The organism is Neptuniibacter halophilus (assembly GCF_030295765.1).
Classification (GTDB): Bacteria; Pseudomonadota; Gammaproteobacteria; order Pseudomonadales; family Balneatricaceae; genus Neptuniibacter; species Neptuniibacter halophilus.
On sequence record NZ_AP027292.1, the window covers coordinates 3523438 to 3547096 of the forward strand.

Sequence of the window (23659 nt, forward strand, 5' to 3'; positions counted from 1 at the left end):
CTCCAGACAAAGCAGATCAGTCAGATCTCCATTGTCGAAATAAGTTACTGTAGGCGGGTTATCGACCCGGCCTGAAAACACTTTAATAAAATTCCCTGCAGTTGAAATTGTTTCAACTGCAGCCAAAAAGAGCGGGAGAAATTTTGTGTGTCGGTCAGGGGCCGTCCTGAAGCAGCGCTTCAACCGTTTCGACCTGATCCGCAGGCCCCTGAAGCACCAGAATATCACCACTTTGCAGGCGCACTTTCGGCCCGGGATTTTGTTCGGAGCGGGAATCACGGCGAATCATGACAACTCTGACCTGATAGCGCCTGAGTGCCACAGCCTGCAGGCTTCGGCCCTGAGCGTAACTGTGCGGGCCAAGGCTGACTGGATGGAGAATTTCTTTCATATTGCCGCTGCTGTCAAACTTTTCAGATGTCTGGCCATGATAATAACCATGCAGTAACTGGTAATGCTCAGCTCGTATCTGATCGAGCTGCTGCCGGATCTTTTCCGGTTCGACATCGAGCAGCGTTAACGCCTGAGAGCAGATGATCAGGCTGGCTTCGAGCGTTTCCGGAATCACCATACTCGCGCCCGCCTGCTGAAGTTCCTCCAGTTGCCGGTCATCGCGGGTTCTGACCAGTACCGGCAGTTCCGGATAGCGACGGCGGATATTCTGCAGCGCAGTCAGTGAAATATCCGGGTCGGGAAAGCTGAGGACAACCATCCGTGCATCGGCTGCGCTCAGGGTGTCGAGCAGGTCATCGCGACGGGCATCACCAAAACAGATATGTTCGCCCGCGGTTGCGGCTTCCGACACTCTGAGCGGATCACTGTCAACAATGATATAGGCAATTCCTGATCGATTCAGGAACCGGGCGATCACCTGTCCGACCCGGCCGAAACCACAGATGATCACATGCCCGCTGAGCGGCGCAGTGGTCTGGGGTGTATTGGAAAGGGTATTCGTTTTCGGACTGATGGCCGGTTTACGGTGCAGCAGGCGGCTGAGTTGCTCGGTATGATTCATCAGGATCGGTGTAATGATCATACTGCTGATAATAGTGGAGACGATGATTGCATTGATTTCAGAGCTGATCAGATCACTGCTCAGCGCCAGCGCCAGCAGGGCAAAACCAAATTCGCCCCCCTGACTCAGGCTCAGGCCAGCACGTAGTGAGCTGGCCGGGTCTTTATGCATTAAACTGCCCAGTAGCGTGATGATCAGGGTTTTCAGCAAAATCAGGCCCACTGTAAAGATCAGCACCCAGTGTCCGTTGAGCAGCAGCGCCTGCAGGTCGAGTTGCATCCCTACGGAGACGAAAAAAAGCCCCAGCAGAACATCGCGGAACGGACGTATATCCGCTTCCAACTGATACCGGTAGTGGCTCTCACCCAGCATCATGCCAGCAATAAACCCGCCCAGTGCCATCGATAATCCGGCGGTGTGGGTCAGCCAGGCCGCAAGCAGTGTGGCTGCCAGAGATGTCAGCACAAACACATCGCTGGAGCCACTTCTGGCTGACTCGTGAAACAGTATGGGCATCAGGATATGCCCGACCAGCAACAGCACAATAAGCAGGGTTGAACCTTCGAGCAGCAGCAGGGCTAGCTGGGTGCTGTCAGCCGGAAATTCACTGCTGTTCCCCATGGTCGGTACGATGATCAGAAAGAACACCGCCGCCAGATCCTGAAAGATCAGGATGCCGACGGAAAGCTGGCCGTGGGTACTGCCCAGTTCATCACGCCGGATCAGCTCGCGGCTGACGATCGCCGTGGAGGAGAGCGAGAGCGCGCCGGCAATGACGATGGTCGTGATTAAAGGCAGATCGAAAAGAAAGCCGATTCCGATCAGACAGCAGGCAGTGATGATCACCTGCAGACTGCCCAGCCCGAATACCGTGCGACGCATGGCGATCATGCGCGAGGCAGAAAACTCAAGCCCGAGCATAAACAGCAGGAACACAACCCCAAGCTCACTGAGCAGAGCGATACTGTCGCTGTCTTCAACCAGCGCGAAGCTGTATGGACCGAGCAGGGCGCCTACGCCGAGATAGGCGAGCAAAGGCGGAAGGCCAATGCGGCGAAACAGGGTGGTGGCGATCACAGCACAGCAGAGGATAATCAGAAACTGCTCAAAGAAACCCTGTGACATCGCCGCTCCCTTGTTACGGTTGTGACCGGATTACCACATCAGGTCGTCCGGAATCTTATAATCCGCGTATGGATCATCCTCATCCGGTTCTTCTTCCGGTTGTACCCGGATCACATACTCCGGAAGCCGCTGCTCGATCTTTTCGGCAAATTTATCCGGTATCAGATAGAACTTGTCCTCGAGCACGGCAATGGCCACCTGACCCCGTATCAACTGGGCCTGAAGCTTATCGGTGACATAGAGGGTTTTCACCTTCTTCTCATAAACAAAATTGTAGGCGACCTCGGCATCGGCGGGTAATGTCAATTGCTGCTGAGTGATCATCTGGCGGCACTGTGCTTCGATTTCGCGATTACGACGCTCTTCGTCACGCTGCTTATTCAGTTCACGGTCCCTGGCCTGTTTTTCCTGACGCTGCTGCTCCAGCGCCTGCTGCTTGACTGCGCGCTCATCAACGACGGACTGACCGGATTTACGGGCCTTATTCGCCTGCTTTTTCTGTTTTCGTTTTTCTGTATCTGCCTGTTTGGCCTTCTTCTTGTCGACCAGGCCGATGTTGAGTAGCTGGTCTTTCAGTGAACCTGACATAATGTTCTCGTGCTGCTAAAGGTATAAAAGAGATGATGGCCGCCACTATACCAAAACCGAGCCCCGGACCGGAATGATTCGCCCGATTTCAGTCAGCCATTTTTGTCGGCTTGCAGCCGGGAGAGCTTAGGCGTACTCTGCACGGCCCGTTGAATTAAGGATGACACCTTCATGTCTGAACAGCAGCTCAGCCACCCGTTTGAACGCCTGACCCCGTCTTTTCTGATGGATGCGGTTGAGACACAGGGTTTTTGGTGCGATGGCAGGACGTTTCCCCTCAACAGCTACGAGAACCGGGTCTATCAGGTCGGAATCGAAGAGCAGGAGCCGCTGATCGCCAAGTTCTACCGGCCACAACGCTGGAGCCGGGAGCAGATACTGGAGGAGCACCAGTTCAGTATGGAACTGGCGGAACAGGAGTTGCCGGTGGTGACACCGCTGAGTAATTCTGCAGGCGAGACCCTGTTTGACTATGAAGGGTTTATGTTTGCACTGTTTCCGCGTCGCGGGGGGCATGCCCCTGAACTGGATAATATGGATAACCTGTTTATCCTCGGTCGTTTGCTGGGACGGATGCACAGGGTGGGCAGCAGTCGGCCTTTCGAGCATCGGCCCGCGCTGACCAGTCAGAGCTTCGGCCATGATAGTTTTGCCCTGCTCAGTGAGCAGTTTATACCCAAAGCGCTGAAACCCGCATATGATTCGGTAGCAAAGGATCTGCTGCAGGCGGTGGACGAGATTCTCCACAGTTGTCGTGACCTGCCGATGATCCGGGTTCACGGCGATTGCCATTCCGGGAATATGTTATGGCGGGATGATGCCCCTCATTTTGTCGACTTTGATGACGCCAGAATGGCGCCTGCGATGCAGGATATCTGGATGTTGCTCTCCGGGAACCGCCATGATCAGACCTGTCAGTTGGCGGAGATTGTCGATGGCTACAATGAATTTCACGATTTCCCGGTACGCGAACTTCGCCTGATTGAGGTACTGCGCAGTCTGCGGATTATGCACTACAGTGCCTGGCTGGCACGGCGCTGGGATGACCCGGCTTTTCCGCACAGTTTCAGTTGGTTTAATACCGAACGCTACTGGGGTGAGCATGTACTGGAGTTGCGCGAGCAGATGGCACTGCTGGATGAGCCCGTTCTCAACCTGATCTAGAGATTAGCTCTCAGGGGCTGGATCAGCACTACGGATTGCTTTAGTCTATCTACTGTTTATTTATACAGCTTATTCTGACTCTCATCGGTCGATGATGTCAGAAGGTGTTCTTTACAGCAGGTTGATCCATGATTTTGTATATCGCCGAAAAGCCCAGTGTCGCCAGAGCCGTCGCGGATGTGCTGCCCAAGCCACATAAAAAGGGCGATGGTTTTATCACTCTGGCTAACGGCGATGTGGTGACCTGGTGTATCGGGCACCTGCTGGAACAGGCAGAACCCGAAGCTTATGATCCCGAATACAAAAAATGGCGCCGGGAGCACCTGCCGATTATTCCGCTTGAGTGGAAGCAACAGATCAAGCCGAAAACCCGGAAACAGTTCAATACCGTCAAGAAGCTGATTAAACAGGCCGATCAACTGGTGAATATGGGCGACCCCGACCGGGTCGGTCAGATTCTGGTCGACGAAGTGCTTAACTACGCCGGAATCAGCAAAGCAAAACGGGACGCAGCCCGGCGTTGTCTGGTGAATGATATGAACCCGGCCGCGATTCGCAAAGCCCTGAATGACCTGCGTCCGAATACGGATTTTATCCCGCTTGCCACGTCTGCACTGGCAAGGGCGCGGGCAGACTGGCTCTATGGCATCAACATGACCCGGCTCTGTACTCTCTCCGGGCAGCGTTCAGGGTACAACGGGGTGCTGTCGATTGGCCGGGTACAGACCCCGGTGCTGGGTCTGGTAGTGCACCGTGATCAGGAGATCGAACATTTCGTTGCCAAACCTTTTTATGAGGTTTTTGTCACGCTGGTGTCCGCCTCGGGAGAATCGTTCAGTGCCAAATGGAAGCCGAGTGAGGCCTGTGAGCCTTACATGGATGAAAATGGCAGGGTGTTGTCCCGAAAGCTGGCCGAGATGGTTCAGCAGAAAGTGCAGGGCAGGCAGGGGTGTGTGAAGGCAGTCAGTAAAGATAAAAAACAACAGAAAGCGCCACTGCCCTATAACCTGTCGGCGCTGCAGATCGATGCTTCCAAACGCTTTAACCTGAATGCGCAGAAGACACTCGATATCTGTCAGCAGCTCTATGAGCGCCATAAACTGATCACTTATCCGCGTTCGGATTGCCGCTATCTGCCCGCGGGCCATTTCGATGAGCGGGCGCAGGTGGTTACAGCTATTGCAGATACCTGCCCGGATCTGAAAGCGGCAGCAGCCGGTGCTGATCTGAGTATCCGTGGGAAAGTATGGAACGATAAACAGGTCGGTGCGCATCATGCCATTATACCAACCTCTCGGCGTATGGATCTCAGTCGCCTGTCTAAGGATGAGCAGCACATCTATGAGCTGGTGGCCCGGCAATACCTGATACAGTTCTATCCAGCATTTGAGTATCTGGTGCATCAGATAGACTGTGAGGTGGAAGGGGGGCTGTTTATCGCCAGACAGAAGCAGGTGCTCAATCCGGGCTGGAAAGCATTGTTTCCTGCCAGTCAGCAAACCGATCAGGAGGGTTTCTCTGCCACGCCGCTACCGCAACTGACACAGGGAGACACCGTTGATTGTCGGGAGGCGCGACTGGATGAAAAGCAAACCAGCCCGCCAAAACATTTCACCGATGCAACGTTGTTGGCGGCGATGACCGGTATCGCCCGGTTTGTGGTCGATAAAGATATTAAAAAAGTCCTGCGCGAAACCGATGGTCTGGGCACTGAAGCCACCCGTGCCGGAATCATTGAACTGTTGTTTAAACGCCAGTTTCTCAGCCGCAAAGGTAAAGAGATTCGCGCCACTGAGATCGGCCGCTCGCTGATTAATACCTTGCCTGAGCGCATGGTCGTGCCCGATATGACCGCCCACTGGGAATCGCAACTGGAAGCGATCAGCGAGAAGAAACTACGTTATCAGGAGTTTATGCTGCCCCTCTCTGAAGGGCTGAACCAATTGATTGCAGAGCTGGATACCGCCGACTTTCAGCAACTTAACGGGTTAGGTAAAAGGCCTGCACCGCGTCGGGGAAAACGCCGTTCGCCGGGCACCAGAAAGCGCCGGGTTACGGATCAACAGGCTGCCAATTAAAGCCCGCAGCCGGCCTCGTTCTGAACTAGAAAAATAACGTATTAACAATGGGTTGTTATAACTCACTGGTCTGATCTACATTTGTTGTTACACTGGGGTATATTCAGTAACTGAATTGGGCAATGAATGATCGGACTTGAATCAATACCGCTGTTAGTCCTGCTGTACCTGCTCACCTCAGGTATGTTGCTTTATGCAACAATGCATGCGCTGACTCTGGGCCTGCTCGGGGTGCAACGGGGCGTGATGATCTCGCTGGCTGCTATGGCGCTGGTGATTTCTGTCTATCAGGCTGCCTGTGCATATATCATCAGCAGTGCAGAGATCAATCAGGTCGTTGCCGGGCTGAAGATACAAACCACAGCGATCTACCTGGCCTTTCCCTCTTTTGTCCTGTTTGTCGGTTTATATTCGCGACAGTCACGGGTCACGATCTGGTTTGCTCTGGTATTGCTGGTCAGCACGCTTCTCTGTTATCTCACCCTGAACGAGCCTTATTCACTGCGTTACACCGAGATTACCGGGTTACGCCCGGTCACGACCGCCTGGGGGGAAACCATTTATTCGGTGGAAGGTGCGCACAGTCGCACCGGTCAGGTTGTTCACCTGCTGGGGCTGGGCATGATGATATGGGCGGGTTACCGCTGTTACTGTATCTGGCAACAGCAGCGTATTGCCACCGCCATTCTGTTTGCGATCTATCTGTTATTCCAGTTGTTATCCATCTGGGTCGGCTGGCAGATCGACAAGGGCGATATTCAGGGTGGCTATGTAGCAGGCTTCAGCTTTATGGTGCTGATTGGCCTGATGAGTCTGAGCCTGGCGCTTGATCGGCGCAAAGTCACCGAGTCGATCCTGCGCAAGAAAAACCAGCTTCGTGAAGAGATCAGTCACAGAATTAAGATCGAGAAGTTTCAGGATCGTCTAATTCAGATTATTGATCAGGCTCCGACCTGCATTCAGTTACTGGACCTCTCCGGGCGCGTAGTCAAAGCCAATCAGACCAGCCATCGTTTCTGGGGGCGCGATCTGAGTCAGGATATGAGTATCAACCTGTTTGCGCTCTTAGGCCTGCAGAATGTGGATTTCGATGAGTATTTCAGCGAACTGCAGCCCGGTCAGCAGCGCGAAATCTGTGTACGTAAGTTTGAGCCGGAGGTTGAAGTGCTCGGCCTGGCGTTACCACAGACGAGCTGGATTTTATTTCAGGCGTTTCCGTTGCGGGATAAAGAGGGCCTGATTGGTGAGGTGGTGATCACCAATCAGGATATTACGGCACTGCGTGCTGCTGAAAATGCGATCAAACAGATCTCTCAGGGGGTCAGTAGCAGCTATGATAACCAGTTTTTCAATAATCTGGTGGTCACGCTGGCTGAGCTGTTTGGCGCCCGCTATGCCTTTATTGGCTTACACCCTGAGCTGGAACAGCGTTATGAGGTGATGACCCATTCGGTTTGTGTGGATGGTGAGATCAGCGACAACTTCAGTTACAGCCTGAAAGGCACCCCGTGCGCCGAAGTGGCAGGGCAGTCGACCTGTGTTTACGAGTGTGGCGTGCAGGGTTTATTTCCTGATGATCATCTGTTGCAGGAAATGGGGGTCGAGTCCTACATCGGCTCCCCCGTGACCGATAGTCAGGGCCGGGCGATCGGCATACTGGTGGTGCTCGATACTAAGCCACTGAGGCACAGTAGTCAGGGTCAGGAAATCATGGAAATCTTTGCCGCCAGAGCCGGTGCTGAACTGCAGCGTCTGAATGCTGAGGCAGAGATTCGTAAAATGGCTTACGAAGACTATCTGACCCAGCTACCTAACCGGGCCCTTATGCATGAACGACTCAGTGCCAGTTTGCGCCAGAGTCTGTTAAATAATCAGAATGCAGCCATGGTGCTGTTGGATCTGGATCACTTTAAGGCGATCAATGACAGCCTCGGCCATGATGTGGGTGATGAAGTCATTCGCAGTATCGGTCATCGTTTGCGCCACCGGTTAGACGAAGAGATCTTTCTTGCACGGATGGGCGGCGATGAATTTGTCCTGATCGATAGCCGGCCCACCGGGAATATCCAGCAGCAGGTCGAATCGCTGGCGAAACAGTTGTGTAAGTTGATGGCGCAACCGATTCAGGTAGGTGACAGGTTACTGAATGTCAGTTTCAGTATGGGTATTGTGATCTATCCGCAGCAACTGCCAACGGACACGCCTAATGAGCTGGATCTGCTGCGATATGCTGAAATCGCCCTGTATAAAGCGAAGAGCGGCGGGCGCAATCAGTTTGTTATTTTTGAACCGGTATTGCAGCAGCATGTTGAAAAACGGGCGAAGATCGAACGTGGCTTGCGTCTTGCGCTCAGCGAAAATCATCTGCAGCTCTACTATCAGCCCCAGGTAAATTCGGAAGGTGAACTGATCGGTGCTGAAGCGCTGCTGCGCTGGACCGATCCTGAGTCAGGCCCGGTTTCACCGGCGGTGTTCATTCCGGTAGCGGAGGAGACCGGTCTGATTCTGAAGATCGGCGAGTGGGTCTTTGATGCGGCTTTCAGGCAGATTGCTGAGTGGGAGCGGCAGGGCTGTTGTCCTGAACGGGTTTCCGTGAATGTTTCCGCCTGGCAGTTTGCCCAGAAGGGGTTTGTCAGCCAGTTACTGCAGCAACTGCATGCGGTCGGGGTCAGCCCGCAACGGTTTATTCTGGAGCTGACGGAAAGCGCACTGTTACAGGATGTTGACGTCACCATCCGCAAACTTAAACGCCTGCGTGAGGAAGGGTTTAAGGTCTCGCTGGATGATTTCGGCACCGGATATTCTTCACTGGCTTATCTTAAAGATCTGCCGCTGGATGAGCTTAAGATCGACAAGACCTTCATTGATGAGCTGCGTGAGGACGGGCAGCAGCCGTTGGTTGAGTCGATGATCTCCATCGGCCAGCATATGCAGTTGCAGGTGGTGGCTGAAGGAATCGAGCAGGCATGGCAGAAACAGCGCCTTGAAAAGCTGGGATGTCAGGCTTATCAAGGCTATCTGTTTGCCCGGCCTATGCCGGCCAGTGAATTTGAGAGCTGGGCAGCGTCAGCGTTGTGCGACTAGCACAGGGTGTTCGCTGTCCCGTTCCAGAGCGATCAGACACAGCATCACGGCAGCACCCAAAACCACCACGCCTGCGGCAATCCATAAGCCCAGATCAAAGTTACCGCTGGCCTCAGCCAGATTACCGGTAATGGCCGGAGCAACAATCTGAGCCACACCGTAGGTCAGCGTCAGTTTACCCATCAGTTTGGCAGGTTTGCTGGGGTAGAAGCGTCCCGCCATGGTCAGAACCAGACTGACAATCCCGATAAAGGTACTGCCGAAGAGTACGGCGCTGAAAACCACGGCATAAGGGGAGTCAGACAAAGCGGGCAGGAGTATACCCGGAATCTGAGTGATCAGTGACAACAACAGCGCCATCAGCATGCCGGTTTTACGGGCGATTCTGTCCCAGACAATACAGGCCGGTGCGGTCGCAAGCCCCAGTAGCAGAAACACCATGGGGCCGAGCCCTTCAAGCGAGGGTTCACGCTCGACGATGGCGACAATAAATGTGGCAGTGATCACGTAGCCCCAACCCGCGCAGAAATAAGCGACCAGCATCATCCGTATAAACACCGGGCCGGGTGGATTATCCTGCATCTGTGACTGTGTGCCCGCTGCGGGTAAAGTGTTTGGTCGCGGTAGCCAGTACCAGGCAGGAATGGCAAGCAGAAGCGCCAGCAGTGAGAACAGCCACCAGAGCTCACGCCAGTCAAATAAAGGGCTGCCCCATTCGACCACCACGGCAGTCAGCGCAATGCCCAGGCCAATGCCGGAAAAATGGATGCCCAGTTCACTCCTGAACTGATGGCGAAGCAGCCAGTTCAGCACCAGAGCCGAGCCCAGCAGCATGCCGCCAGCGGTGGTCAGGCCGGCGACAAAGCGGAGCAGAGACCAGATCAGATAATGATCGGTCAGGCCCATGCCCAGTGTCGTGAGTACGGCCAGTATCAGGCCGGTGCGGTAGAGCCGGTCCTTCAGTTCCAGGCTGCTGACGCTGGCAGCAATAATGGCGCCGCAGAGGTATCCGATATAGTTGAATGAAGCCAGCCAGCCGCTGGCAGCATCCCCCAGCGTGGTCTGGCTTTGCATGACCGGTAGCAGGGGGGTATAGGCAAAGCGGGCGACGCCCATCACCAGCATCAGGCTGAAAACCCCGGATGCCAGCACTTTGTATCTGTTTATTGTCTTTGTCATTGCGCGTTTACTCAGAAAGATCTGGTATTTAGCATCCTAAGCGGCTTAAATGTTCACTACAAATGAATATTTCAGAAAAAATAATCTCTAAAACAGAACTGTTGTGGTTGGCTGATTGATGGAACTCCTTTCCCTGAAAACCTTTAAGGCTGTTGTAGACTGTGGTGGGGTGCATGCGGCTTCGAAACACCTGCACACCGTACAGTCCAATGTGACTGCGCGCATCAAACGTCTCGAAGATGAGCTGGAAGCGCCGCTGTTTTATCGCAAAGGGCGTAAGCTGGAACTGACCCCGGCGGGCCAGACACTTATGGATTACGCCAATAAACTGTTGCAGCTCGCCCATCAGGCGGCGGTTGCCGTGAAGCAGGTGGGCGAGGCGGCCGGAGAGATCCGTATTGGCAGCATGGAATCGTTTGCTGCGGTTCGTATGCCGGGTGTGTTACAGGCATTGCGTCGCCAGCATCCTCAGTTGTTACCTAAGGTACAGTCCGCAACAACAGGCCAGTTGATTCAGGATCTGCTGGATTACAAGCTGGACTGCGCCTTTGTGGGTGGCCCTGTGCATCATCCGGATCTGGACTGCCATCAGGTACTGGTTGAAGAGCTGGTAATGGTCAGTGCTAAAACCCTGCCGCCTGCGGATGCGCTGATCATGTTCCGGGAGGGCTGTGCCTACCGGGAGAGGGCGCTGCGCTGGTTAAGCGATAATGGCCGGACCGAAACGGAGATTCTGCACATGGGAACCCAGGAGGGGATTCTGGGTTGTGTGGCCGTTGGCTTAGGTTTTACGCTGGTGCCGCGGCAGGTGGCCGAAAACTGCCGGTATGCTAATGATCTGAAACTTGAAACACTGGATGAGCAGTATAGTCAGGTGCCGACGTTGCTGATTACCCATAAACAGGCGATGCCGATGGCGGGGATCGATACCCTGCTGCAACTATTCCGTAAGACACCCCCGGAGTGGGAGTCCGCCGCATAGGTTGCAGGCCCATCAGCTCTGATCAGGCTTATACCGGCTCAGTGAGCAGCACCGTGCTGCTCAGGCCTTCAATCATAAAATCGATAAACAGCCGGACTTTGGGGTTAAGGTGGCGGCGACTTGGATAGAGCGCATGGATGCCGACCATCGGAACTTTATAGTCCGACAGCACCTGCTTAATCCGGCCACTGCTCACATCATCCGCACAGAAACTGGGTGGCAGGCGTCCTATGCCCATATCCTGAAGAATGATCTCGCGGCAGAAGCTCAGACTATTCGCCCGCAGGCGGAAATTAACCGGGAAGGGTTTGCCGTCGTTCCAGTTTTCAAAACTCCATTCATTGGCTGAGAGGTTGGTGCCAATACACTGGTGCTGGATCAGATCCGCCGGTGTTTGCGGCTCACCATACTCGCGGATGTAAGCGGCGCTGGCATAGAGGTTGGCTTTGGCAACAGCAATTTTTCGCCCGATCAGACTGGAATCGTCCAGTTCGCCGACCCGTAATGCAAGATCAATCCCTTCCTCAACCAGATCGACCAGCCGTGGGCTGAGCTCGATATCCAGATGAATCAGCGGATATCGTTTCATGAAACCGGCGATGATCTCGTTCATGATAAAGATACCGATCTCCGGCGGCATGGTAATGCGCAGACGGCCTTTCGGTTCCTCCTGACGGGAGGTCAGGTCGTCCTGAATACCATCCAGCTCATCCAGCAATGGCTGACAGCGATGATAAAGGTCACTGCCCTCATCGGTAAGGCTCAGCTTACGTGTGGTACGTTGCAGAAGACGGACGCCAAGATCATCCTCAAGCTGGGCGATACGTCGGCTGATGGTGGATTTCTGAATACCCAGCTTATCCGCCGCCGAGGTAAAGCTGTTGTGCTCAACTACCTGAATAAACAGGCGTACGTCGTTAAGGTTCATAGTGCGCGTAACAAATAGCCGGGGTTTAGTCTGGCTAAGCCCCGGAGACAGTCGGGTGGGTTATGAGCAGCGGCCACGTGTTGTCAGGGTGACATCCGGCGTGGTGGTTTTAATGCTTTCAAAGCTCATATCGGTTTTATTGATGGTCAGTACGGTACTGTCCATACCACCCATAATCGGATCGCGGGCAGTGCGGCTGAGCTTAAGCATAGTTTCGGATTGCTCAAGCATGAAACCGACGACACCATTGATGCTCGCCTGACCGTTACTGATCATAACCTGATAGCTGCAGTGGCTTTCAGGGCATTTGCGGACAGCCGGGTTTTTCATAAAGGGTGCGGTGTAACTGGCCTCGGTATAACTGCACGTATAGTGCTGATCTTCAGCCTGGGCCAGTGCAGGGAGCAGCAGAGCTGTACTCAGAGCCAGGCCAGACAGCGAAAGATGGCGTATCGTCTTCATATTCCTTCCCCAAAGTTTCCTTATCTAAGTCTAAGGTAAAATTCCCCGGGCCGAAACCTTTGCTTGCCCGCCTTTGGTCATACTCTGGCGGGCATCATCAGATTCCGCAACCGCCACCCGGGCAGCCACCGCCACTCATGCAGGGCGGTGCTTCCGGGTTTTTCAGGGTCGAGCTTTTAACCACACCTGCTGCAGTCAGCAGTTTGGTCACCGGGCTCTCTGGCGGAATATCCTGTGCCTGCAGGTTACCCAGCAAACAGAGTTCCTCCCATGTTTTCGGGGTCAGGGCCATGGTGTGCCTGACTTCAATGACTTCGCCGGTCGCTTCGATGCGGTAATCGTAAGTAGGCATAATCAGTCCAGTTTTGGTTCGTGCCAGTTGATTGACTTCAGGAATTTATGCGCCGGGTAGAATTTACCATCGCTGCCTTCCTGATCCATGGAAGATTTAATATAAGCTTCTGGCAGTTCGCCGCCGGCATATACATCCAGACCTTTTTCATTGCGGTAAAACGCCAGTGTCTGGTCGATCTCATCCTGAGTTTTGCAAAGCTTAGACAGGTTGCTGGCCTGTACGGCGGCCATATCCTTGTCGGCATCGATGCCCATAATATGTGCCATGCCGTAAGTTACAACCAGAATGTCAGCTACGGCATCACGTACTTCAGAAATATCCTTTTTATCGATCCCTTCGACCAGCTCTGCCAGCTCTTCCTGAATCAGGTGCAGTTGTTTGCCTGCTTTCTCCCAGTTTGGCTGATCCATATCGCCCTGGGCATTGCCAAACACGGTATTAAGATAGGATACGTCGGTAAAATTGCTCATATTTATTTCCTGATAATTAAAGCTCAGGCCGGGAGCACCCGGCAATCTGATAAATTCGTTCGATGACGGCCCGTAATCCGTTGCCACGTGAGGGGCTGAGGTGGCGCTGCAGTTCCAGTTGGCGGAAAATATCGCCGATATCAGTATCACCTATCTCTTCAGCGCTGCGGTTGTTGAACAGATCCAGAACCAGAGCCAGTAAGCCCCGGATAATACGGGCCTCAGAGTCCGCCGCAAAGTGGAATTTTCCGTCGTTGTCGGTTTCGGCATGCAGCCAGGTGTTGCTTTCGCAACCCTTAACCAGCGCCTGCTCAGTTTTCATCTCCGCGGGCAGAGAGGGCAGTGCTTTTCCTGCCAGCATAATCTCCCGGTAGCGGGCGTTCCAGCCCGACTGCTGTAACAGCTTCTGATACAGAGACGTTTCGCTCACTGAGCTCACTGAGCTCACAGCAAGCGGTGCGACTGCAGCAGGTCGGGTCAGTCTGTCGAGGGCATCAACAAACTGTGCAACCTCGGTCAGGGTGTTATAGAACGCGAAGGATGCGCGGGTTGTGCCGGGCAGGCCCAGTGCCTGCATCAGAGGCATGGCGCAATGATGGCCTGTGCGAACGGCGATTCCCTCCTGATCCAGCAGTAAGCCCAGATCCTGCTGATGAACACCGTCCAGCATAAACGACAGCAGGCTGACACTTTCAGCGGGACAACCGATGCGGCGAAAACCACGAACGGACTGGCAACCTTCCAGCGCAGCAGATAGCAAAGCCTGCTCCTGCTCTGCCAGCAGGGTATGATCCTGTGCCTGCAGCCATTTTACCGCTTCGGCCAGACCAAGCACCCCGGCAATATTCGGCGTACCGGCTTCAAAGCGAAAGGGGATATCGTTATAGGTGGTGTGTTCAAAGCTGACCTGACGGATCATCTCGCCGCCCCCTTGCCAGGGTGGCATATTTTCGAGCAGTGCCCGTTTGCCATAAAGCACGCCGATTCCGGTGGGGGCAAACAGTTTGTGCCCGGAGAGGGCGTAAAAGTCTGCGTCCAGTGCCTGCAGGTCAACCCGGAAGTGCGGTGTGGCCTGAGCCCCGTCAACCAGCACCAGAGCGCCGGCAGCATGGGCCATATCGATGATCTTCTTTACCGGGTTGATCGTTCCCAGCGCGTTGGAGACATGGCCGACCGCAACCAGACGGGTGCGATCATTGAGGAGGCCGGCATAGGCTTCCAGATCCAGATCGCCATTATCCAGAAGCGGAATCACCCGCAGTGTGAGTTGCTGACGCCGGGCCAGCATCTGCCAGGGCACTATATTAGCGTGATGCTCAAGCGTGCTGAGGATGATCTCATCGCCGGGTTGCAGTGAGCTGCCCCAGCTATTGGCGACCAGATTAATGGCTTCGGTGGTGCTTCGTGTCCAGATAATTTCGTCGCTGGAGGAGGCGTTAAGATAACTGGCCAGCGTGCGCCGGGCCTGTTCAAAGGCGGCTGTGGCATCAGCGCTCAGGGCGTGGCTGGCACGATGTACGTTAGCGTTGTACTGACGGTAGTAACGCTGTACAGACTCGATCACTGCCCGGGGTTTCTGGGTGGTGGCCGCGTTATCAAAATACACCAGCGGTTTGCCATTCACCCGTTGGCTGAGGATGGGAAACTGCTGGCGTATCCGGCTGATTGCCGCCTGATGGTCAGTCATTGTTGCTAAGATCAGCCTGTTTCTGCTCAGCCCGGTGTGCCAGTTGCTTGTTATACCGGGCCTGCCAGCGGGCGAACATCATCGCGCTGGTAAACAACAGGCTTACCAGCAGGGTATAGCCGAGGCCATAAACCAGTGTGTTCGGGTTAGAAGCGGCTAAGACGGCCTGTATAAACAGCAGCAGCAGGACAAAGCATAACCAGGCATGCCCGCGCGGGTTGCCCCGGATGATAACGTGGGCAAAGGCAAGTAATGGAGCCATATGAATCATCCAGATCACCCACGGGTTAGCGGTGGGAACCGGAATCAGAAACAGATGCCAGAGGCTGAACCAGAACATCAGGCCCAGATAACTACCAATGCAGACGATGCGCCCGAATCGGGCTTTGCTGCGGTAATCATGATCGTCGGGAACGTATGCTTTCAATGTGCTTACTCGGATAAATCGTCGGCGGTTATTGTTCTATGGGTCGCTGCGCAGTTTCAGTGCCAGCTCACCCAGGCGTTTGCCCTGAGCGATACAGAGATTGATTTCAGTTTCATCCAGCGGTCTCTGATCCTGACCAGACAGATGGCTGGGGCCGTAGGGCGTGCCGCCGCTGCGGGTCTTGAGGAGCTCTGATTCGCTGTAGGGCAGCCCTGCGAGTACCATACCGTGGTGCAGCAGGGGGATCATCATGGTGAGCAGTGTGCTTTCCTGACCACCATGCAGGCTGGAACTGGAACTGAAAACGGCCGCCGGTTTATTGATCAGGGCGCCGGATAGCCAGAGACTGCTGGTGCCATCGATAAAATATTTCAGCGGAGCTGCCATATTACCAAACCGGGTCGGACTACCGAGAGCAAGACCGGCGCATTCGGCCAGATCCGCTTCGCTGCAGTAGAGAGCACCTGAATCGGGAATCCCCGGCTCAGTGGCTTCGCAGTTTGCTGATATCGCGGGTACGGTACGCAGGCGAGCTTCAATGCCCGCCTGCTCTACGCCACGGGCGATGTACTGCGCCATACTCCGGGTGGAGCCATGGCGACTGTAATAGAGAACCAGAACGTAGGGCTGATTCATATTCAGAGGATTTCCAGCACTGACTCAGGTGGACGGCCAATCCGGGCCTGATCCCCTTTGATGACGATCGGGCGTTCAATCAGTTTCGGCACCCGGGTCATCACATCAATGATCTGTGCTTCGCTGAGGGAAGTATCGTCGAGACCGTTTTCCTTGTATTCCGCTTCTTTATTACGCAGCAACTGGCGGGCGGTAATGCCTAACTGGCTCAGTACCTGGCGCAGCTCATCAGCAGAAGGCGCATCTTCAAGGTATTTACGGATCTGTGGCTCAACACCATTCTCTTCAAGCAGGGCCAGAGTCTGGCGAGACTTGGAGCAGCGCGGGTTGTGGTAGATAATCACTTCACTCATTGTGCTATACCGTACTATAGGATTACCGGTTACAGGTAATCGGTTGTCAGTGTGGGTTTTGTTGCGACATTGTATACGCCCGCCGCTGATTTTTCATGAGAGTATTGATTTTTTCCGGCCCGCCAACCAAGGATGCTTATGGATAAGTTGCTCAACCACCCGTCAGTCAGATTTCTCAGCTATCTGGTGCGCCAGTTTCTGGCTAATCAGGGCGTACTTAACGGTGCTGCACTGACCTACACCACCTTATTCGCGGTAGTGCCGCTGATGACGGTGTCCTACGCGATGCTGGCCGCGGTGCCTTCGTTTCAGGGAGCCGGCGAAGCATTACAGAGCTGGGTCTTTGAGAATTTCGTGCCTACCACGGGCTCGGTGGTTCAGGGTTATCTGAATGATTTCTCATCTCAGGCCCGGCAACTGACCGGGATCGGTGTGGCCCTGCTGGCTGTGACATCGATCATGATGATGAAAAACATTGAGGCTGCGTTTAACCGAATCTGGCGAGTGGCTGAACCACGCAAGGGGCTTTCCAGTTTTCTTCTCTACTGGGCTATCCTAAGTCTGGGCCCCATTCTGATCGGTCTGGGGCTGCTCCTCACCTCCTATATCGCCTCGCTGCCCTTTATCAGTGAAGCGGCCGATGCCGTGGGTCGGGCGAGGTTGCTGGGTCTGTTACCGATGCTGCTCTCTGCCGCCGCATTCACTTTGATGTACGTGGCAGTACCTAATTGCCGGGTGCCTTTCCGGAACGCCCTGATTGGCGGTGTTGTGGTGTCGCTGCTGATTGAGGGAGCCAAGCGGGGGTTTGCATTATTTGTAACTCAGTTTCCCTCCTACGAGCTGATTTATGGCGCGTTTGCTGCCGTGCCGCTGTTTCTGCTGTGGATCTTTATCAGTTGGGTCATCATCCTGATGGGGGCCGAGCTGACGCGTTGCCTGACCGTGTATCGTCAGGCCGATCGTGATGGAAAGCTACCTCATCTGTATGCCATTCTGGCGGTGCTGTACCGGTTGCGGGAGGCGCAGAAAGCCGGGCAGAGCATGTCTGATCGCAGGCTTTTACGAGAGGTAGAAGAGCTCGATCAGGGACGCTGGGATACGTATCTCGGGCTGCTTATGGAGGGCGGTATTATCAAGCGTACTGATCAGGGTGAGTATCTGCTGAGCCGGGATCTTGATGATCTGACGCTTTATCAGCTCAATCAGTTGTTGCCCTGGCCAACGCCCGGGGCTGCTGAGTTCAGTACTCTGGTTCCATGGCAGCGAGCGCTGAGCCGTAAACTTAAACGCATCAACGAACGTCAGCGAGAGGTCATGGAAGCGCCGCTGGAACAGTTATTTACTGTGCAGGAATCAACAGCACCTGCGCAGGATGAATCTGAGCAATAGGAGTGGAGGTTTTTTATGGCACAGATCTGTATTCATGCCTGGGTCAGCGGCAGGGTTCAGGGGGTCTGGTTTCGGCAGTCAACCAAAGAAAAGGCGATTTCACTTGGCCTGTCTGGCTGGGTTAAGAACTTACCGGATGGCCGGGTCGAACTGATTGCGGCGGGAGAGGAAAAGGCGGTCTGGCAACTGGAGGCCTGGTTAAGCAGGGGGCCAGAGCTGGCCAATGTGGCCGATGTGAAGCGCGAGTTGATCGAAATCTGTGACCTGCCTGAGTCGTTCAGTATCGTCTGAAGTGAGAATATAAAATAGCGCATAAAAAAACGGGCTTAGCGCCCGTTTCTTTATACAAGATAAACGACTTACAGCTTGATACGTTCTGCCAGCAGCGGCATCAGGTCATCAATGCTGATATCCTGCTTCTCGGCATCACGACGGCCTTTGTATTCCAGAGTGCCAGCTTCGATACCGCGTGGTGATACCACAACCCGGTGTGGGATACCCATCAGTTCCATATCCGCAAACTTAACGCCCGGGCTGGTTTTCTTGTCGCGGTCGTCGACAATAACCTCGTAGCCGGCCTGCTGAAGCTCCTGATAGAGACGGTCAGTCAGTTCACGAACATCATCCGATTTGTCATACTGCATCGGAATCAGGGCGATATGGAAAGGCGCGATCGCGTCGGGCCAGATAATGCCGCCTTCATCGTTGTTCTGCTCGATTGCTGCAGCGATGACGCGGGTGATACCGATACCGTAGCAACCCATCTCCATGACAACGTTCTTACCGTTCTGGTCCAGCACTTCAGCCTTAAGGGCTGAGGAGTACTTGTTACCAAGCTGGAAGATGTGACCCACTTCAATACCACGCTTGATCTCCAGCGTACCTTCACCGCAAGGGCTTGGGTCGCCTTCAACCACATTACGGATATCTGCTACCTCTGGCAGCGCTACATCGCGGTCCCAGTTGATACCAAAATAGTGTTTGCCATCAATATTGGCGCCAGCGCCGAAGTCAGACATTTTCGAAACGGTACGGTCGATAATGCACGGAATCGCCAGATTAACCGGGCCCAGAGAACCGGCACCGGCACCGATGATGCTGCGGAAATCGTCTTCGGAGGCCATCTCCAACGGAGCCGAGACCTGCGGCAGTTTTTCCGCTTTGATCTCGTTCAGCTCGTGATCGCCACGGACCAGTAGGGCGACAAAGTCTGCGTCGCACTCTTCTGAAGCGCGAACGATCAGGGTCTTGATGGTTTTTTCAATCGGCAGGTTATGCTGCTCAACCAGTTGGGCGATGGTTTTTGCATCCGGGGTATCGACCAGTGTCATCTCCTGCGTCGGCGCAGGGCGCTCACCGGCCGGCATCAGCGCTTCAGCCAGCTCAACGTTAGCGGCAAAGTCGCTGACATTGGAGAATGCGATATCGTCTTCGCCGGACTCTGCCAGCACGTGGAATTCGTGAGACGTAGCGCCACCGATAGAACCGGTGTCAGCCAGTACCGGACGGAAATCCAGGCCCAGACGGTTAAAGATATTGGTGTAGGTCTGGTGCATCACATCGTAAGTCTGCTGCAGAGACTCAGGTTCAGCATGAAAAGAATAGGCGTCTTTCATGATGAACTCGCGCGAGCGCATAACACCGAAACGTGGGCGAATTTCATCGCGGAACTTAGTCTGAATCTGATAGAAGTTTGCCGGCAGTTGCTTATAGCTTTTGATCTCGCGGCGGATCAGGTCTGTGATCACCTCTTCGTGGGTCGGGCCTACGCAGAATTCACGATTATGACGATCGTTAACGCGCAGCAGCTCAGGCCCATACTGTTCCCAGCGGCCGGATTCCTGCCACAGCTCTGCAGGCTGGATGGCTGGCATCAGTACTTCCATAGCACCGGAGCGATCCATCTCTTCGCGCACAATCCGCTCAACTTTACGCAGTGTCCGCAGACCCAGCGGCAACCAGTTGTATAGACCGGAGGCAACTTTACGGATCATACCTGCACGCAGCATCAGCTGGTGGCTGATCACTTCTGCGTCAGAGGGAGTTTCCTTAACGGTGGAGATGAGGTACTGGCTTGTGCGCATACTATTTCTCAATCAATTTAAAAACGGTTTTAAAATCGCCACATTGTAGGGGGCAGCCCGGAAGCTGCCAAGCTTTAACTGGCATTTTTCAGCAGGACTTCCCGCTGCGGGAACGGAATTTCGATGCCTGACTGCTGCAGGGCTTTGAACACGGCCAGATTGATCTGGTACTGCAGTTCAAAATATCGCTCGGTGGGCACCCAGTAACGGTAAGCAATATCAATCGAGGAATCACCAAACCCCTCAATGCCGATCTGTGCAGCCGGCTCCTGCGGAAGATGCTCAGCTTCGGCAAGCACCTGACGAATCTGTTCGATTGCCTGTTCCGGGTCCGCACTGTAGCTGATACCCACGGACGCCTCGACCACCTTGTACTCGAACGAGTTGGTGATGACCTCGCCGACGATGTGTTTGTTAGGGATGGTGATGATCTCACCATCTTCGGTCAGAAGCAGGGTGTAAGCCAGTTTTATCTCTTTAACAATCCCGGATATCTCGTTGATTGTTATGGTGTTTCCAACTACGAATGGGCGGGTCAGGATGATCGTGAAACCGGCACCGTAGTTGGAGAAAACGCCCTGCAGTGCCAAGCCGGCGCTAAGAGAAATCGCACCGATTGCGGCGACAAAAGGGGCGACGCTGATGCCAAATTTACCGAGGCACACCACCAGAATCATCGCCATGACCAGCAGTTTAATGCTGCTGGCAATAAACAGACTCAGGGTGATATCAACGTGGTTGCGCTCGCAAAGACGCAGTGTGACTTTGCCAAGCCAGCGCGCGACCAGCAGTCCCAACAGAAAAATGATGATGGCGCCGATTACCTGAAAGCTGTAATTGACGAAAAAATCGATCACGGTGGTGCTGAGCTGGGTGATTGCTGCCAGCTCGTTTTGAATATCCTGTTCCATTATTGGCCTCTTGATAAGGAACCTGCGAATAAATCGTGTAGCCTGTACAGGACTTATTCGCGGGTTTCATGACAGCTCAGGCCGATATCCTTTCAGAATCTTCAATAAATGCAAAGAGCTCCGGCAGCTCTTTTTCACTGAATACGGCAATCCCATTTCGCATCAGTTCGGCAGCGGCCACACCTGCGCCGTCGGTCAGGTTGCCGGTAAAGCTGCCGTCATAGATTCGCTTATTGCCGCAGGAGGGGCTTTTCGCTTTCATCAGGGCGCAGACCACGCCTTCGCGTCGGGCCAGTTCAACGGTTTTCTCAGCGCCGGAAAGGTACTCAGGTGTCAGGTCTTCACCGTCACGTGTGGTAATCAGAATGGGGTATTTATTCTGGATTTCGGAAGGGGGACGAGGGGTACTCAGGCCACCGGCTACTTCCGGACAGAAGGGAACCAGCAGTCCGCGCTCGTTCCAGGCTTTAAGAATAGGGTGGTCAATCAGGTGGTTACCGCCATCATAGCGGACGTTTGCGCCAAGCAGACAAGCGCTTACTAAAATTTTGTTCATGCTGTGCCAGTAATTGTTGTTATTTTGATGCCGGCCATTCTACCCATGGGTAAAAATATCGCAATTGACTTAAGTCGCAGTTGGCCTGGTGGTTTTTTGATCGAGATCAGTTTTAAGCGGATGAGGCTGAGCCTGCACCGGGTTTCCGTGCGGTAGCAGGCTCAGGTAAGAATCAGGCTTCGCGCTTATCGACCATAAAGGTCGCATTACCGGTCGCTACCAGCTTGTCGCCAACGGTAACATCGGTTTTGCATTTGACCCGGCCGCGACGGGTGTCGATCTCTTCAACGGTGAGGGTGGCCTTGGCGGTATCGCCAATAAAGACCGGAGCACGGAACTTGATCTGCTGGTCGATATAGATAGCACCCGGTCCAGGCAATTTGGTACCGGCAACGGTAGAGATCAGTGCGGCGCTGAACATGCCGTGGACGATACGTTTTTCAAACTGAGTGGTTTTGGCGTAGTCGTCGTTGATGTGTACCGGGTTAGTGTCACCGGAAACACCGGCAAACAGGCAAACGTCAGCATCGGTGATGGTTTTAGCAAAGCTGTCGCTCATGCCGACTTCGAGGTCTTCGAGATAGTATCCGTGGAGTTCTTGCATGGTGTTTAATCCTTAATAATCTGCCTGGTGGCATGATACCGAAAAGCGACCGGGTATGGCTAACCCTGAATCAGACCGGCAGGGGATTTTTCTATTGTAACCTGCGAATGTTTCGCATTTCTTGCAGTACACCGCCGATAACTGTCAACTTGGTATGAATTCCTGTATCTTACGGGGCTGATTTTTTCTGAAGATTTGAGACCCGTCTGACCATGATTATCAAACCAAAAATTCGCGGTTTTATTTGTACAACTACGCACCCAACCGGCTGTGCGGCCAACGTGCGTGAACAGATCGAATACACCCAGAAACAGGGACAGATTGAGAACGGTCCCAAGCGGGTACTGGTTATTGGTGCTTCAAGTGGTTACGGCATGTCTTCCCGCATTGCTGCAGCCTTTGGTTCCGGTGCTGCAACGATCGGTGTTTTCTTTGAAAAGCCGGGCACTGAGCGTAAAGCCGGTACTGCGGGCTGGTACAACGCGGCAGCGTTCGATGCTGAAGCCAAGGCTGCTGGCCTGTACTCAAAAAGCCTGAATGGCGATGCGTTCTCCCACGACGCTAAAGCTAAAGCAATCGAGCTGATCAAAGAGGATATGGGTCAGGTTGATCTGGTGGTTTACTCGCTGGCTTCTCCGGTACGGAAGATGCCGGACAGCGGTGAAGTGGTACGTTCCTGCCTGAAACCGATTGGCGAGCCTTACAAGTCCACAGCAATCGACACCAACAAAGATGTGATTATTGAAGCGGAAGTTGAACCGGCGACCGAAGAAGAGATCGCAGCTACCGTTACCGTAATGGGTGGTGAAGACTGGGAACTGTGGATGAACGCGCTGGATGATGCAGGCGTTCTGGCTGAAGGCTGCAAGTCAGTGGCTTATTCCTACATTGGTTCTGATATTACCTGGCCAATCTACTGGGATGGTGCGCTGGGCAAAGCGAAGCAGGATCTTGACCGCGCTGCGGCAGAGATCAACGCCAAACTGGAAGCGAAAGGCGGTCAGGCCAATATCGGTGTACTGAAGTCGGTTGTTACTCAGGCAAGCTCGGCAATTCCGGTAATGCCGCTGTACCTGGCCATGTGCTTCAAAGTGATGCGTGAGCAGGGTCTGCATGAGGGTTGTATGGAGCAGGTTTACCGTCTGTTCGCGACCGGCCTCTACGGCAGCAGTGCAGAGATGGACGACAGTAACCGTTTCCGTATGGATGACTGGGAACTGAAAGAGGAAGTTCAGGATGCCTGTCGCAAGATCTGGCCACAGGTGACAAGCGAGAACCTGTTCGATCTGACTGATTACCAGTTGTATAAGGATGAATTCCTCAAGCTGTTTGGTTTTGGTATCGAAGGGATCGATTACGAGGCCGATGTTGATACCGTAGCCGACTTCGACGTCGCAGATATCTGACAGACTCCGGGAGCTGCAAACTGCAGCTCCCATCTCTGCTTCAGCGGCGCTTCTGCTGGCTGAGGTATCAAGATTCCCCCCCCAATAGTGTTTTTCTGCCGGTATATAGCCTATAGTTAGTCGCAGGCTAGTTTTTGAATGGATTTTCATAATCGGGTTTAACCCGGTACTGCTTC

At 53.9% G+C, this 23659-nt stretch carries 22 protein-coding genes; 7 read left to right on the top strand and 15 right to left on the bottom strand.

Annotated elements, in window-relative coordinates; all coding sequences use genetic code 11:
- Positions 1-154: 154 nt before the first annotated feature.
- Together QUD59_RS16525 and QUD59_RS16530 are read right to left on the bottom strand one after the other, a co-directional pair.
- On the bottom strand, positions 155-2140 hold the full coding sequence (locus QUD59_RS16525; protein WP_286238303.1) for a monovalent cation:proton antiporter family protein: 1986 nt from the start codon (positions 2138-2140) through the stop codon (positions 155-157).
- Positions 2141-2170: 30 nt separating this feature from the next.
- Positions 2171-2728, bottom strand: a complete 558-nt coding sequence (locus QUD59_RS16530) for a DUF2058 domain-containing protein (protein WP_286238304.1) — start codon at positions 2726-2728, stop codon at positions 2171-2173.
- Between the two features lie 171 nt (positions 2729-2899).
- Between QUD59_RS16530 and QUD59_RS16535 the strand changes: the two genes are divergently transcribed.
- The 3 genes from QUD59_RS16535 (at position 2900) to QUD59_RS16545 (ending at position 9054) form a co-directional block, all read left to right on the top strand.
- Complete coding sequence (locus QUD59_RS16535) at positions 2900-3892, top strand: serine/threonine protein kinase (protein ID WP_286238305.1); 993 nt, start codon at positions 2900-2902, stop codon at positions 3890-3892.
- Between the two features lie 128 nt (positions 3893-4020).
- Positions 4021-5970 (top strand): DNA topoisomerase III, encoded by a 1950-nt coding sequence (locus QUD59_RS16540; protein WP_286238306.1) that lies wholly within the window; start codon positions 4021-4023, stop codon positions 5968-5970.
- A 126-nt stretch (positions 5971-6096) separates the two neighbouring features.
- Complete coding sequence (locus QUD59_RS16545) at positions 6097-9054, top strand: bifunctional diguanylate cyclase/phosphodiesterase (protein ID WP_286238307.1); 2958 nt, start codon at positions 6097-6099, stop codon at positions 9052-9054.
- On the opposite strand, the gene QUD59_RS16550 is transcribed toward QUD59_RS16545, so the two are convergent.
- The gene (locus QUD59_RS16550; protein WP_286238309.1) at positions 9037-10233 is read right to left on the bottom strand and encodes a YbfB/YjiJ family MFS transporter; all 1197 of its coding nucleotides are present in this window, start codon (positions 10231-10233) and stop codon (positions 9037-9039) included. The two genes, QUD59_RS16545 and QUD59_RS16550, sit on opposite strands and share 18 nt — an antisense overlap.
- Before the next feature lie 118 nt (positions 10234-10351).
- On the opposite strand from QUD59_RS16550, the gene QUD59_RS16555 reads away from it, so the two are divergent.
- Positions 10352-11215: a LysR substrate-binding domain-containing protein gene (locus QUD59_RS16555; RefSeq protein WP_286238310.1), complete on the top strand. Its 864-nt coding sequence runs from the start codon at positions 10352-10354 to the stop codon at positions 11213-11215.
- Between the two features lie 28 nt (positions 11216-11243).
- Here QUD59_RS16555 and QUD59_RS16560 read toward each other — a convergent pair whose 3' ends face one another.
- The 8 genes from QUD59_RS16560 to arsC form a co-directional block, all read right to left on the bottom strand.
- Positions 11244-12143, bottom strand: a complete 900-nt coding sequence (locus QUD59_RS16560) for a LysR family transcriptional regulator (protein WP_286238312.1) — start codon at positions 12141-12143, stop codon at positions 11244-11246.
- Positions 12144-12203: 60 nt separating this feature from the next.
- Positions 12204-12605 (bottom strand): hypothetical protein, encoded by a 402-nt coding sequence (locus tag QUD59_RS16565; protein WP_286238313.1) that lies wholly within the window; start codon positions 12603-12605, stop codon positions 12204-12206.
- Between the two features lie 97 nt (positions 12606-12702).
- On the bottom strand, positions 12703-12957 hold the full coding sequence (locus QUD59_RS16570) for an FmdB family zinc ribbon protein (protein ID WP_286238314.1): 255 nt from the start codon (positions 12955-12957) through the stop codon (positions 12703-12705).
- Positions 12958-12959: 2 nt separating this feature from the next.
- On the bottom strand, positions 12960-13430 hold the full coding sequence (locus tag QUD59_RS16575; RefSeq protein ID WP_286238315.1) for a nucleoside triphosphate pyrophosphohydrolase family protein: 471 nt from the start codon (positions 13428-13430) through the stop codon (positions 12960-12962).
- Positions 13431-13446: 16 nt separating this feature from the next.
- Positions 13447-15117, bottom strand: coding sequence for a SufS family cysteine desulfurase (locus QUD59_RS16580; RefSeq protein WP_286238316.1), 1671 nt, complete (start codon positions 15115-15117; stop codon positions 13447-13449).
- Complete coding sequence (locus QUD59_RS16585) at positions 15110-15544, bottom strand: DUF2069 domain-containing protein (RefSeq protein ID WP_286238317.1); 435 nt, start codon at positions 15542-15544, stop codon at positions 15110-15112. Before QUD59_RS16585 ends, QUD59_RS16580 begins: the two co-directional genes overlap by 8 nt.
- A 36-nt stretch (positions 15545-15580) precedes the next feature.
- Positions 15581-16180 carry an NAD(P)H:quinone oxidoreductase gene (gene wrbA, locus QUD59_RS16590; RefSeq protein ID WP_286238318.1) on the bottom strand — a complete coding sequence of 200 codons (600 nt, stop codon included), beginning with the start codon at positions 16178-16180 and terminating at the stop codon, positions 15581-15583.
- A 2-nt stretch (positions 16181-16182) separates the two neighbouring features.
- Positions 16183-16533, bottom strand: coding sequence for an arsenate reductase (glutaredoxin) (arsC, locus tag QUD59_RS16595; RefSeq protein ID WP_286238319.1), 351 nt, complete (start codon positions 16531-16533; stop codon positions 16183-16185).
- A 138-nt stretch (positions 16534-16671) separates the two neighbouring features.
- On the opposite strand from arsC, the gene QUD59_RS16600 reads away from it, so the two are divergent.
- Complete coding sequence (locus QUD59_RS16600) at positions 16672-17922, top strand: YihY family inner membrane protein (protein ID WP_286238320.1); 1251 nt, start codon at positions 16672-16674, stop codon at positions 17920-17922.
- Between the two features lie 15 nt (positions 17923-17937).
- Positions 17938-18213 (top strand): acylphosphatase, encoded by a 276-nt coding sequence (locus tag QUD59_RS16605; RefSeq protein ID WP_286238321.1) that lies wholly within the window; start codon positions 17938-17940, stop codon positions 18211-18213.
- Positions 18214-18281: 68 nt separating this feature from the next.
- Here the strand turns inward: QUD59_RS16605 and QUD59_RS16610 are convergent, their stop codons facing one another.
- From QUD59_RS16610 to QUD59_RS16625, 4 genes are all read right to left on the bottom strand, one after another.
- Positions 18282-20006, bottom strand: coding sequence for a proline--tRNA ligase (locus QUD59_RS16610; protein WP_286238322.1), 1725 nt, complete (start codon positions 20004-20006; stop codon positions 18282-18284).
- 74 nt (positions 20007-20080) lie between these two features.
- A complete protein-coding gene (locus QUD59_RS16615; RefSeq protein WP_286238325.1) occupies positions 20081-20917 on the bottom strand; it encodes a mechanosensitive ion channel family protein in 837 nt (278 codons plus the stop codon).
- Positions 20918-20993: 76 nt separating this feature from the next.
- On the bottom strand, positions 20994-21473 hold the full coding sequence (locus QUD59_RS16620) for a 2-thiouracil desulfurase family protein (RefSeq protein ID WP_286238327.1): 480 nt from the start codon (positions 21471-21473) through the stop codon (positions 20994-20996).
- Positions 21474-21645: 172 nt separating this feature from the next.
- Positions 21646-22077, bottom strand: coding sequence for a MaoC family dehydratase (locus QUD59_RS16625; protein ID WP_286238329.1), 432 nt, complete (start codon positions 22075-22077; stop codon positions 21646-21648).
- Between the two features lie 212 nt (positions 22078-22289).
- Between QUD59_RS16625 and fabV the strand changes: the two genes are divergently transcribed.
- Positions 22290-23483 (top strand): enoyl-ACP reductase FabV, encoded by a 1194-nt coding sequence (gene fabV / locus QUD59_RS16630; protein ID WP_286238332.1) that lies wholly within the window; start codon positions 22290-22292, stop codon positions 23481-23483.
- The last annotated feature ends 176 nt before the right edge of the window (positions 23484-23659 follow it).